The organism is Paenarthrobacter sp. 4246 (genome assembly GCF_040546855.1).
Lineage (GTDB): Bacteria > Actinomycetota > Actinomycetes > Actinomycetales > Micrococcaceae > Arthrobacter.
This window is the reverse complement of sequence record NZ_JBEPOP010000004.1, coordinates 22,272-34,733: the sequence shown is the minus strand read 5'-3', so window position 1 is coordinate 34,733 and position 12,462 is coordinate 22,272. Positions and strand designations below refer to the sequence as shown.

The window sequence follows — 12,462 nt, the reverse complement described above, 5'->3', positions numbered from 1 at the left end:
GTATGCAACGTACAGCATGCCACGAAAATTCCATACCATACCCCAGTTCTACCGCTTGTGGCGAAAACCACGTGGGTGGAGGGCAAAAAAACCCGCCACCCAGCGTGATTCCGCCATGTGTTACCGGAGTTCGATGTCCAATGATTGGAAGTGGTCGGCCGCATGGCGACCCACCAGCAGGCGGAACGTGCCCTGCTCAAACTGCCAGCCGTCGTCGTAGTGTGCAAACGCCTTGGCGGGGATGTGTATTTCCACGCTCTCGGTTCCGTTCGCGGCGAGGTGCGTTCCGGCGTAGCCGGCCAGCCAGCGGACGGGACGTTCGACGGCGGAATCGGCGCGGTCAAGATACACCTGGACCACCTCCCGGCCGGTGCGTGTGCCGGTGTTCTTGACGGGAACGTGCACCACAACATCCTTCCCGGCCTGCACTGACTGCGGAGCGTGGGCTGTGCCGAGTTCGAAGGTGGTGTAGCCGAGTCCGTAGCCGAACGGCAGGGCAGGGGCTGCGCCGCCGTCGGCTTCCTGCTTGAGCCAGGCGCGGTAGCCGATGTGGATTCCTTCGGCGTAGACCACCTTGCCGTCTACGGGCGTGGTGTTCAACACCGGGACGTCTTCCAGCGCGGCGGGCCAGGTGGTGGGCAGGCGTCCGCCCGGCTCTTCGATGCCCAGCAGGATGTCTGCGATGGCGCTGCCGAACTCCTGGCCGCCGAACCAACCCAGCAGTACTGCATCCACCTTGTCCAACCATGGCATGAGGACCGGCGAGCCGGAGTTCACCACCACCACCGTGCGCGGATTGGCCGCCGCGACGGCCTCCACCAACTGGTTCTGGTAACCGGGGAGGTCCAGGTCCTTGCGGTCGAAGCCCTCGGACTCAATGGCGGCGTTGGTGCCCACCACAACCACAGCCACGTCGGAAGTCCGGGCAGCTTCCACTGCGGCATCGATCTCGGCTTGCGGGTCCGTGACCACGGTTTCCTCGCCCAGCAGGATGGCAGTGAACGGGATGACCTGCTGTTGGGGCAGCTGGTACTCGGCCTCGAGCCGGATAGTCTGCCCGGCCGTGGTCTCCAGGGCATGGACGGTCTTGGGGGGATCGAAGAGGGCGGCGCCCAGAACGTCCGTGTCGTCCTCAAGTTCCCCGTTGAAGACTTCCGACCCGTCCAGAGCGAACCGGATCTGTCCCACAGTCCCAACACCCAGGTGGTGGACGCCTGCTGTTTCGGCCGTCCAGGCCGCTTCCATGCGGATGGAGGCGGCGCCGTCGGGAATTCCTACGCCGAACCAGATGAGGTGTGAGGCAAGGCGGTCTTCTCCGGAGATTTCCGTGCCGTCTTCGGCGAGGAAGGTCACGCGGATTCCGGGGACGTCGGAGACCGGGTTATGGAGTGAGGTGCGGGGGAAGGCCTGGATGCCTTCTGCCACCTTGGCGCCGCGGGCGTAGGTGACTGTGACGTCGTCGGGCAGTGCTTTTTGCAGGCCTTCCAGCGGCGATACAGTGTACTTGGGCATCACGGTGGCGCTGCCGCCGCCTTGGGTGCGGGCTTCGTCGGCGTTGTGGCCGATCACCGCGACGCTGCTGAGCGCTTTGGCATCCAGCGGTAGCAGGCCCTGGTTGCGGACCAGCACTGCGCCGCGGACGGCGACTTCACGCGCGACGGCGGCCCCGTTCAGTTCTGCGGGGAGCTGGGTCACCGCGGGTTCGAAACCTTCCAGCGAGCCCACGCGGGCTGCGAGGCGCAGGATCCGGGTGACCTTTTCCAGGATCGCCTCCCGGCTGACGCGGCCATCGTTGACGGCGGCCAGGAGCTTGGGACCCCAGTGGCCTATCGGGCCGGGCATTTCCAAGTCCTGGTGTGCGTTGGCGGCTTCGACGGAGCGCACGCCGGTCCAGTCGGAAACGACGACGCCGTCGAAATCCCACTCGGTGGACAGCGGTGTTTCAAGAAGCGTGTTCTCGCTGGCGGTGGTGCCGTTAATGGAGTTGTACGAGCTCATGACCAGCCAGGCGCGGGCTTCGGTGATGGCGTCCTCGAAGGCTGCCAGGTAGAGCTCCCGCAACGGTCGTTCGTCCACCACGGAGTCGGCGGTGAAACGCTCGGTCTCGGCCTCGTTGGCCAGGTAGTGCTTGGGGGTTGCGCCCACACCCATGGACTGCACGCCGGCAACGTACCCCGCGGCCATGGTGGCGGTGAGCCGCGGGTCCTCGCTCATGCACTCAAAGTGGCGGCCACCCAGCGGGGAGCGGTGCAGGTTGATGGTGGGGCCCAGGACTGCGTGGACGCCCTTGCGGCGGGCTTCCTGTCCCAGGATCCGGCCGTAGCGGTGGGCCGTTTCGACGCTCCACGTCGCGGACAAAGCGGACGACGACGGCAAGGAGACCGAGTCGTGACGCTCATCGAAGTCTTCGCCCCGGACGCCGGCCGGACCGTCGGACATGACCACGCGGGACAGCCCGATCTCCGGGATGGCGTGGGTGGACCAAACATCCGCCCCGGTCAGCAATTGAACCTGCTGCTCCAGGCTCAGGCTGCGGGCGAGTTCCTGAATTCTGGCTTCCGCATCCTGGGCTCCTGCTGCTGGTGCCGTGACGGCGGCCGAAAGTGCGGGATTCATCTACTTGACTCCTTTGATGCGTGTGACGAGAAGGGCACCGATGATGCCAACAACAGCACCACCGAGGAACAATGCGGGGTAGCCACCCAGTGCGATGACAGGAAAGGCAATGGCAGGCACCAGGGATTGGGGCAGGGCCTGGGCGATGTTGAACACCCCGAAGGTCTTGGCATTCTCCGACTGGTCTTTGGGCAACAGGTCCGTGATGAGGGCGACGTCCACGGCGCTGAAGACGCCCAGGCCCAAGCCCAGGATTCCTTGGCCTACCAAGACCTGGCCGGTGTCGGTGCTGGTGGCGATAACCACCAAGCCGCCCATCATGATGAGGGCAGAGATGATGACCATGCTTTTGCGTTTGCCAAGGCGGTCGCTGATCCAGCCACCGGCGAGGCTGGTGATGACGGTTCCCGCAGAGCTCACCAGGGTTGCTTGGAACACCAGGCTGGTGACTTGGGTTTCGGCGACGTGGAGGTGGTCCGTGAAGAAGTATGGCAGGTAGAGAAGACCGGCACAGTAGCCCACATAGACCAAGAACTTGGTGACCCAAGCCCACCCCAGGCCGGGGTGATCCTTGGGGTTGAAGTAGAAGGATCCCAGGATTTCCTTGAAATTCAGCGGAGCCGGTTTTTCGGTGAGGACGCGGTCCTTGAAGGTGAAGGCGAAGGCAATGGCTATTGCGGTGCCTACGATCCCGGGGACTACGGCCATCTGCAGGGCGGTCTCAAACATCTGCGCGAAGAAGGCCGCCGCCACGAGGCCAATGGGCAACGTCATGCCGATGAGGCCGGAAAGGCGTCCGCGCTCCGCTGGGCCCGCTTGGTCGGGAAGGGTTGCGACAAGGGCGGCCAGGGCGGCGTTGAAGCCCAGCTGTGCTACAACCCAGGCTACGAGGACTGCCCCGACTTCCGTGGCCGAACCCAGCAGGAAGAGTGCTGCCAGGCCTATCAGTGAGCCTCCAACGATCCAAGGTTTACGCATGCCGAACCGGGACGTAGTGCGGTCGCTGAGGCGTCCGAAGAATGGGTTGGCAAGTAGCGCGACGGCTGCCCCGACTCCAGCCACAAGGCTGAGTGCTCCGGCGCGCGTATCCGGGGTGGTGATCTCCGAAACCTTGATGGCGAGGACCACAAGTGCGGGTGCAAGAACGGCCATCCAGAGGCCGGCGCTCGCGATGGGCATGCCGATGACGTAGGCGCGGGACGCGGATTGAGGCGGGGTGCTTCCGGAACCCGGAGCGGTGGTTTCCGCGCCTGCCATCTGCTGATCGATATTGAGGGCCACATTGCCTCCTGATGAACGGTGGCCCACCGTTGGGCCGCTGCAATGACTTTAGCCCTAAAAATCTAGTGTGACTAGGTTTTTGGTAAAAAAATCGAGTGACCCTCGATATTCGATCCGTGAAATAGACTGAACGGATGTCTACGACGAGGGCCCGGGGCCAGTACGCCAAGGGGGCCGAGCGCCGCGAGCAGATCATCCAGACGGCAACCGATGTCTTCGCCACCGAAGGATTTGAGGGCACCGCACTCAAGCGCGTTGCCGAGTTGGTGGGCGTCAAGGAAGCCACGCTGTTCCACTACTTCAAGGGCAAGCAGGAACTGTTGACCGCAGTCCTTGCCGAACGGGATCGCCGCTCACTCGCCGTTGGCGGCGAGGTGGAAGTGGGCCTCAACCTGATGCCGCCCATCGCCGAACGGAACGTGCGCGAGCCCGGACTGACCACGCTCTACGCGGTCGCCTCAGCTACTGCCAACGATCCTGAGCATGCCTCACACGGCTACTTCAAAGAGCGGTACCAAACAGTGGTGCGGGACATCGCCGTCGACATCGAGCGGCGCCAGTCCTCCGGCGAGGTACGCACTGACGTCGACGCCGTCATGCTGGCACGGCTGACCGTGGCAGCCTTCGACGGGCTCCAGCTGCAGTGGCTGTATGACAAGGATGTGGACATGGCTGACGGACTCCGGCAGCTCATTGATGTTTTGCTGGCCCCGTCCCACCCAACTGAGTGACAGATAAGGCCGTTCCGAGAGCTCAGAACGGCCTTATCTGCTACTTACTTGCGGGCGCTGCCCGTGGTGATGCTAGCGGCCGGTGCCGCCGTAAACGGTAGCCTCGGCGTCGCCGTCGAGCTCGAATGCATTGTGGATGGCGCGGACGGCGTCATCCAGAGCGTCGGCGCTGGTGACGACGGAGATACGGATCTCCGAGGTGGAGATCATGTCGATGTTGATGCCGGCATCGGAGAGGGCCTTGAAGAACGTGGCCGAGACGCCCGGGTGCGAACGCATGCCAGCGCCGATCAGGGAGAGCTTGCCGACGTGCTCGTTGTATTCGATGCTCTCGAAGCCGATCTGGCCCTCGGCGGCGCGCAGGGCGGCCAAGGCGTCCGCGCCTTCGACGATGGGGAGCGTGAACGAGATGTCCGTGCGGCCGGTGCCGTGGGTGGAGACGTTCTGGACAATCATGTCGATGTTCGAGTGCGCATCGGCGATCACCTGGAAAATCGCGGCAGCCTTGCCGGGGATATCCGGAACGCCTACTACGGTGACCTTGGCTTCGGACCGGTCGTGTGCAACGCCGGAGATGATTGGCTGCTCCAAGGCAACTCCCTCTTGAATGTTGAACTTTTCGTCGGCGCCCGGGATGACCCACGTGCCTTCGTGCTGGCTGAATGAAGAACGGACGTGCAGCGGCACCCCGAAACGGCGGGCGTACTCGACGCAGCGCAAGTGCAGGATCTTGGCGCCGGAAGCGGCCAACTCCAGCATTTCCTCGCTGGAGATCCGGTCGATCTTCTGGGCGGACGTCACCACACGGGGGTCGGCGGTATAGATGCCGTCCACGTCCGTGTAGATCTCGCAGACATCGGCTTCCAGCGCTGCGGCCAAGGCTACAGCGGTGGTGTCCGAGCCGCCGCGGCCAAGCGTGGTGATCTCGTTGGTGCTGCGGCTCATGCCCTGGAAACCGGCCACGATGGCGATGTGTCCCTTGTCCAGCGCGGTGCGGATGCGGTGGGGGTCGACGTCGATAATCCGCGCCTTGCCGTGGATGCCGTCGGTAATCATGCCGGCCTGGGATCCCGTGAAGGACTGTGCGGAGGCACCGAACTTATTGATGGCCATGGCAAGCAGGGCCATGGAAATTCGTTCGCCTGCGGACAACAGCATGTCCATTTCGCGGGCGGGAGCGGAATCAGTGACCTGCCCCGCGAGGTCCAGGAGTTCATCGGTGGTGTCACCCATTGCGGAGACAACAACCACAACCTCGTTGCCGGCCTTCTGCGCATCCACGACGCGCTGTGCGACCCGCTTGATGCCATCGGCATCGGCAACCGAGGAACCGCCGAACTTCTGAACGATCAGCTGCTTGGTAATGGCAGCCTCGTTGGAGAGCTCTTCGATCTTCACTTCGGTAGTGGGCATAGTCATGCGCGCACCCTCACTGCATCAATAGGGTTCGAACGCGGCATGCCAAATTCCAAATTTGAGCACGCCAACGTAGCTTATTTGCCCAGTTTATCGCCGCGCACTGTCCCTGCAGGAATTGTGACCACATGGCGGCCAGGGCCTGCGATGACTACCACCCGGCAGTGCCCGGACCACCCTTGAACGGGCCGACGATCTGCTGTGTGATCCACCCTCCATAGAAGTTGCCTTCCTGGAACGTCACCCGCTCGCCGTCCACCTCGCACGAGTCCATATGCTCCGGGTAAAGCGCCACTCTGCTGCCCAGCGCTTCGAAGCCCCGTGTGGGGCTTGGGTAGGTCCACCCTGCCCGCTCAACCACCGTCCCGCCGGCGGTGATGGTGAAGTAACTGGCCTCGCCCTTGAACTCGCAGAAAGTGGTTCCCCCAACAGGGACCAGCGCACCGTCCGGGAAGGCGTCCAACGGCACGTAGTAGACGGGAGGATGGCTGGTCTCCAGGACCCTGACGGAGTCAGTGGTATCAACAATCACCTGACCTCCAAGCCGCACCACAATCCGCTCGGATCGAGGCTCCACTCTGGGCGGCCGCGGGTAATCCCATACCGATTCCTGGCCGGGGGCCGGCTTGATGGGACGGGGACGCCGAAAGACACCGGAAACACTGCGATGGGAGACCATGCACCCATGGTGGCACCCTCGGCTGGGATCTGCCCGTGAAGTTTCGGCGTATCGGTGATGGCGTGCCCGGCGTACCATCCACTTCATGAGGACTTCGGCAGGCGATGGCCGGCTTATCTGACCACACGGACGCATCGGGTCCGGCGGGCAACGAGCCCGAATACGAAGTGATCGGCGGTGTGATCGACGATCAGCCCTCCGGCTTGGCCCGCCCTATGCCAGGAGCCGGGTCCCCGCCCCGAACCGCCGGAAACTTTGGGGCTGCCGCAGCGGAGGCATGGCGGAGTGCCCGGACATCCTTCACCTCGTGGTGGTTCTGGCTTGGCTGCGCACTGGGGATTGCCGCCGCCTTGGGCTTGGCCGCGGCCGTGGTTTCTTTTGCAGAAGCCAACGGATGGTTCGATACAGGGGTTGCAAGTGCCATCTACTTGATCACGGCGGTCTTCCTTGCGCTCGCTGCCGCTGTGCTGGGAGCGGTGTGGGGCTTCCGACATTCCCAAGGGCGCCTTGTTGTCCTGTTGCTGGCCGGAGGTATTCGAGGAGTCGCTTTGGGAGCGCCCGCGGGTGGTGTTTTGCTCGTGGTGGGCGCCAGCGTCGGCGGGCCGACGGCATTGGCCGTTGCCGCCGTCGTCGTTATTATCCTGGAAGTGGCCCTGTTCGGACTGATCGGTGCGGGTGCGCGGGCATGCTTTGCTGCAGCGGCGCCGGGGGCGGCATTGACCGCCTTGGTGGTGGCTTTCCTGTGCGTTGGAAATGTGGTGGCCACCATCCTGCTCCTTCCCGGGACCACGGTGATGGACCAGGCTTCCGTCCCGGTGAACGTGGAACGCGACGATACCGGCAGGATCATTGCCTACGAGTGCATCGGCAATCTCCGCCCGGTTGAAGTGGCCCACACAGAACGGGTTGCCTGGCTTGCGGCAGCCAACCCGGCCCTGCTTTTGGGAAGCGTGGGCGCTGACGTGGTGCCTACGGACAACGAACTTGGCTGGCTGCTGGCCGGCCTGCAGTGGGCCGCCGATGGGCCCTCACGCGAAGTGCCGTGCCTCGGTGGCGAATCCAGTGACGGGCTGGTGCCTTCGGTTCCTGTCTTCGTGACCGGCCTCGCGATGCAGTCCTTGGTGGCCGGCCTGGTGCTGGTACCTGGCCGGCGGCTGAGGGCCCGGCGACTGGCGACGGGCTCTGGCTAGGCCCCTCGGCGCACGTACTCGGAAATCACGACGCCGGAGCCGTACGCCGTCGTCGTAACCTCTTCGAAGGCGCTTGGCTGGTAGGCACCCGGCGCGAAGAGCGGTATGCCATCGCCGAACAGGAGTGGGCTTCGTTTCAGAACCAGTCTGTCGATTTCACCTGAAAGCTGCGTAGCCAGGTGGCCACCTCCACACAGCCAGATCGACTTACCTGGCTCGGACTTCAATCTGCGGACCACGTCCACCGGGTTCTCGTGGGTCAGCTCCAGGTTTGGGTGCTCGCCCGGGATGTCCGCCTTGGTGTGCGACCGGGAAAAGACCACCTGCTTAAGATGCTGATAGGGGCTGGTCATGCCAGCTGGTAGACCTACGGCGTAAGTGTTCCAGCCCATCACGACGGCGTCGAAGGTCGCTTTGCCTTGTTCGATGCCCATGGCGTCCGCGGCCACTGTGGGTATGGCTTCGGGGAAGCGCTCAATTTGGGCGGCCATATGGTCACCTTCCACCGGAAACGCGTCGAATTCCCCTCCCGGACCGGCAATGTACCCATCCAGGCTGACGGCAACGTAGTACACAAGCTCTCGCACGGGACCCCCATCACGGTTGTTGTTAGTGATTGCGAGACTACAACAAGGCGTTGCGCCTGCCCTCGAAAGCCCTGCCGAGGGTAACTTCGTCGGCGTACTCCAGGTCTCCACCCACCGGCAGGCCGGAAGCCAACCGGGTCACCGTGATGCCGATCGACTTGAGCATGCGGGCCAAATACGTTGCAGTGGCTTCGCCCTCAAGGTTGGGGTCGGTGGCGATGATGATCTCCTGGATGGCGCCATCATTGAGGCGTGTGAGGAGTTCCCGGATCCGCAACTGCTCCGGACCGATGCCCGCAATGGGGTTGATGGCCCCACCCAGCACGTGATAACGGCCTCGGAAGGACCGGGTGCGCTCCACAGCCAGGACGTCCTTGGACTCCTCAACCACACAGATGACCGACGGGTCTCGGCGCTGGTCGCGGCAGATGTTGCACTTTTCCTGCTCGGTCACGTTGAAGCACACAGAGCAGAACTTCACGCGTTCCTTGACCGTGGTGATGGCTGAGACCAGGCGCTTCATATCCTCAGGGTCGGCCTCAAGAATGTGGAACGCCAGGCGCTGCGCTGATTTGGGGCCCACACCGGGAAGCCGGCCGAGCTCATCAATCAGCTCTTGAACTGCACCTTCGTACACAATGTCCTCGTTAGTTTGAAATCAATGCTGGAGTCAGCGGGGTTGCAGAGGAGAACCGTCCAAGGCGCGCTCTTCAATCAGCTTTCCGCCCAGAATACGCTCCACCGCAGCCCGCCCAAAGACGCGGGACTCTTCGATGGTTTCATCTTCCGGGCTGGGAATGTCGTCCGCGATCGACTCCGGCTTCGCCTGCGTCCTCACCGGTGCCTGGACACGACCCGCTTGGGCTTCGGGGCTGTTGGTCAACCGCTGGTACAGGCTCTGGCGGCCATTCGGATTGCCCGACGGCGCGGCCTCCTCCAGCGTCGCAACCGAACCATGCGCCTCCTCGGGTTGGGCCGCCAAGGAGGGCCAGGCAGGCGGTGCGCTGCTGCTTCCGGCTGGGGTGCCGCTGCTGACGGGCTCGGGCATCGATTGCGTTGCGGGCCAACTCGACGCCGGTGCGACGTCCCAGCTTGAACTTGGGTTCTGTTTCGCGTTGGTCGGGTGGCCGTAGGTGCCGGTGGTTGCTTCCGGAACCTGGGCTGCGGCCGGCTCGTAGTCGGGAGCGTCCGGCGCCGTTGCGGTTTCTTCGGCCGCTTCGGCGGGTTTCTTGCCCACGTTGGACTCTGTGCCCACGACCCAAGTACCCGGCGCTTGCTCGACGGCCCTGGACCACGGGTCGTCGGACGATGCTGTGGGCTTGGCGGTGCCCGCTGATAGCGAAGATGCAGCCGTAGTTGCGCTGCTTGCTGGGGCCGACGTGGTGGCCGCTGACGGCGCCGAGGCACTCGAAGGGGAAGCGGGGACACTGGGTGCCGGTGCCGCAGTTGCAGGCGCCGCGGGTGCAGTACTTGGTTGGCCATAACCCGACGGGGGCTCCCAATCCGCAGGTGGCTCTTCGTCCAGGGGCGGAGCGTCCTCGTCGAGCGGCGGACCCCAGTCGTCGTCAGGGTAAGAGTAGTCGCCGGAGGGCTCGGGAGTCGGCGTTGAGGCGGGGGTCGGCGTGGTCGGTGCTTGCATTGAAACAGCCGGTTCCGGAATGTGGGCAGCCGGCGTCGGGACTGTGGGTGCTTGCGCGGTCGTTGTCACTGGGGCGGGAGTGGTTACCGGCGCGGTTTGTTCTGCCTGGGCAGGGGTGGCCCTCGCTGGCACGGATGCTGCTGCCGGAACAGATGCTGCCGGTGCGGCAGCAGGTGCTAGACCCCACGCGGAGTCGACAGCTGACACCGGTGCCGGCACCGATGCTGTTTCCGCAGGCGACGACGTGACGTTTGCGGCTGCTGCCTCGGGGGATTCAGCACGCGCCGACGCCAGGGCGCCCGCTGGTGCTGCAGCAGCCGGAGATTCCCGGCTAGTAGGCGCTTTTGGGTTTGGCTCAGAGCTCGCTGAGCTGTTGCCGCCAGCGACTGCCACGATCTGGCAGTCGATGCCAAGGGTTTTGTGGATCGCTTGGCGAAGGTTCTCGGCGTGGTCTGCGCGGCCGAACGCGCCCGCAAGGCCGCCCGTTGTGAATGCCAGAGTCAGGACCTGGCCGTCGAACTGGGCAACCTGGGCGTTAGGCTCCACCAGCGCCCACGTGCTGCGCTTGATCTTGGTCAGGGTCTGCAAGACGTCGGGCCATGCGCGACGCAGAGCCTCCACATCTCCGCTTCCTCCAGAACCAGCAGGTCCTCCCGCGGTAGCGGGCTGCGGAGCTTGGGGCGCCCCTTGCGCTGGGGCTGCCTGCGGTGGGGCTTGAACAGGTGGTGCTGCCGGGGACTGTTCTGGCGCCGGCGCTTGAACAGGACTGGGCCAGGTGGTGGCCTGGACGCGATCAGCCGGGGCGGGGGCAGCCTGAGGTGCAGCAGCCTGCGGAGCACGACCGGAAGCCTGGCGGTCCTCAACAGGCCAGTCGCTGGTGGACACTCGTGGTGCTGTGATGGCGTCGCGGGACCCGGCGTCAGCGGCAGGCGCGGGAGCGGCAGGTGCCGAAGCGGGCGTCTGCGGCGAAGTAGCCGGCGCAGCGGGTGCCGGCACGGAAGGTGCGGGCTCAACGGCAACTGGTGCCACGGGCGCAGAGGCGGGGGCCGGCGTCGGCTGTGCAACAGGGGCAGGAGCCGCAGCAACCGGCGGGCCGGCTGCAACGGCCGGCGCGCCGCCGTCGCCCGTGTAATTCAGGCGACGTTCAACGCGGTCGATGCGGGCTGCAATGCCGCGCTCGGTCTGCTCAGCGCTGGGCAGCAGGATTCGCGCGCACAGCAGTTCAAGGTGAAGGCGCGGGGACGTGGCGCCCGTCATCTCGGTGAGGGCGGTGTTGGTGACGTCCGCTGCCCGGGACAGTTCGGCAGCGCCAAGGTTGGTTGCCTGGTTGCGCATCCGGGCGATCTGGTCCGCCGGCATTCCACGAAGAATGGCCTGGGCGCTCTCGGGCATCGCCTGGACGATGATGAGGTCGCGGAAGCGTTCCAGCAGGTCCTCGACGAAGCGTCGGGGGTCGTGACCGGTTTGGATAACGCGGTCCACGGCTTTGAAGACCACTGCGGCGTCGGAGGCTGCAACGGCATCCACGATGTCGTCCAGCAAGGAAGCGTGTGTGTAGCCGAGCAGGGCCACAGCGAGTTCATAGTCCAGGCCATTCGGTCCGGCGCCAGCCATGAGCTGGTCAAGCACCGACAGGGTGTCGCGGACCGAGCCGCCACCGGCGCGGATGACCAGCGAGAGCACGCCGGGAGCCACCGGCACGTTCTCCTGTTGGCAGAGAAGCTCGAGGTACTGCATCAGGGGCTCGGGTGGCACCAGCCGGAAGGGGTAGTGGTGCGTGCGGGAGCGGATGGTCCCGATGACCTTGTCTGGCTCCGTGGTGGCGAAGATGAACTTGATATGTTCCGGCGGCTCTTCGACGATCTTCAGAAGCGCATTGAAGCCGGCCGACGTGACCATGTGGGCCTCGTCAATGATGAAAATCTTGTAGCGGTCGCGGACCGGGGCGAAGGTTGCGCGTTCACGGAGATCGCGGGCGTCGTCCACGCCACCGTGGCTGGCGGCGTCGATTTCGATGACGTCCAGCGAGCCGGAGCCGCCGCGTGCCAGTTCGATGCAGCTGGGGCATTTGCCGCAAGGGGTGTCGGTGGGGCCCTCGGCACAGTTCAGGCAGCGGGCCAGGATGCGCGCCGACGTGGTCTTGCCGCAGCCGCGGGGGCCGGAGAAGAGGTAGGCGTGGTTCACGCGGTTCTTCCGGAGCGCCGTCATCAGCGGCTCCGTGACATGTTCCTGCCCGATAACGTCCGCGAAAGAGTCCGGGCGATACCTTCGATACAGGGCAGTTGTAACAGTCACAAGTGAAACCTACCTATAGAGACTGACA

9 protein-coding genes are annotated in these 12,462 nt (G+C 64.6%); 2 read left to right on the top strand and 7 right to left on the bottom strand.

What is annotated here, in order from left to right:
• Nucleotides 1-120: 120 nt before the first annotated feature.
• Together ABIE35_RS08030 and ABIE35_RS08025 are read right to left on the bottom strand one after the other, a co-directional pair.
• The gene (locus ABIE35_RS08030) at nt 121-2,616 is read right to left on the bottom strand and encodes a beta-glucosidase family protein (RefSeq protein WP_354513895.1); all 2,496 of its coding nucleotides are present in this window, start codon (nt 2,614-2,616) and stop codon (nt 121-123) included.
• On the bottom strand, nt 2,617-3,897 hold the full coding sequence (locus ABIE35_RS08025; RefSeq protein WP_354513893.1) for an MFS transporter: 1,281 nt from the start codon (nt 3,895-3,897) through the stop codon (nt 2,617-2,619). It abuts the gene before it with no gap.
• Nucleotides 3,898-4,031: 134 nt separating this feature from the next.
• On the opposite strand from ABIE35_RS08025, the gene ABIE35_RS08020 reads away from it, so the two are divergent.
• Nucleotides 4,032-4,628 (top strand): TetR/AcrR family transcriptional regulator, encoded by a 597-nt coding sequence (locus ABIE35_RS08020; RefSeq protein ID WP_354513891.1) that lies wholly within the window; start codon nt 4,032-4,034, stop codon nt 4,626-4,628.
• Between the two features lie 72 nt (nt 4,629-4,700).
• On the opposite strand, the gene ABIE35_RS08015 is transcribed toward ABIE35_RS08020, so the two are convergent.
• Together ABIE35_RS08015 and ABIE35_RS08010 are read right to left on the bottom strand one after the other, a co-directional pair.
• A complete protein-coding gene (locus ABIE35_RS08015) occupies nt 4,701-6,047 on the bottom strand; it encodes an aspartate kinase (protein WP_011773413.1) in 1,347 nt (448 codons plus the stop codon).
• A gap of 148 nt (nt 6,048-6,195) precedes the next feature.
• Entirely contained in the window at nt 6,196-6,576 is a 381-nt protein-coding gene (locus ABIE35_RS08010; RefSeq protein WP_354513889.1) for a DUF427 domain-containing protein, read from the bottom strand.
• A gap of 251 nt (nt 6,577-6,827) precedes the next feature.
• On the opposite strand from ABIE35_RS08010, the gene ABIE35_RS08005 reads away from it, so the two are divergent.
• Nucleotides 6,828-7,913, top strand: coding sequence for a hypothetical protein (locus tag ABIE35_RS08005; protein WP_354513887.1), 1,086 nt, complete (start codon nt 6,828-6,830; stop codon nt 7,911-7,913).
• On the opposite strand, the gene ABIE35_RS08000 is transcribed toward ABIE35_RS08005, so the two are convergent.
• From ABIE35_RS08000 to ABIE35_RS07990, 3 genes are read right to left on the bottom strand one after another with little or no spacing between them, the layout of a single operon-like run.
• Nucleotides 7,910-8,500: a dihydrofolate reductase family protein gene (locus tag ABIE35_RS08000; protein WP_354513885.1), complete on the bottom strand. Its 591-nt coding sequence runs from the start codon at nt 8,498-8,500 to the stop codon at nt 7,910-7,912. The two genes, ABIE35_RS08005 and ABIE35_RS08000, sit on opposite strands and share 4 nt — an antisense overlap.
• A gap of 37 nt (nt 8,501-8,537) precedes the next feature.
• Nucleotides 8,538-9,137 carry a recombination mediator RecR gene (recR, locus tag ABIE35_RS07995; protein ID WP_354229015.1) on the bottom strand — a complete coding sequence of 200 codons (600 nt, stop codon included), beginning with the start codon at nt 9,135-9,137 and terminating at the stop codon, nt 8,538-8,540.
• Nucleotides 9,138-9,170: 33 nt separating this feature from the next.
• A complete protein-coding gene (locus ABIE35_RS07990) occupies nt 9,171-12,434 on the bottom strand; it encodes a DNA polymerase III subunit gamma and tau (protein ID WP_354513883.1) in 3,264 nt (1,087 codons plus the stop codon).
• Between the last annotated feature and the right edge of the window lie 28 nt (nt 12,435-12,462).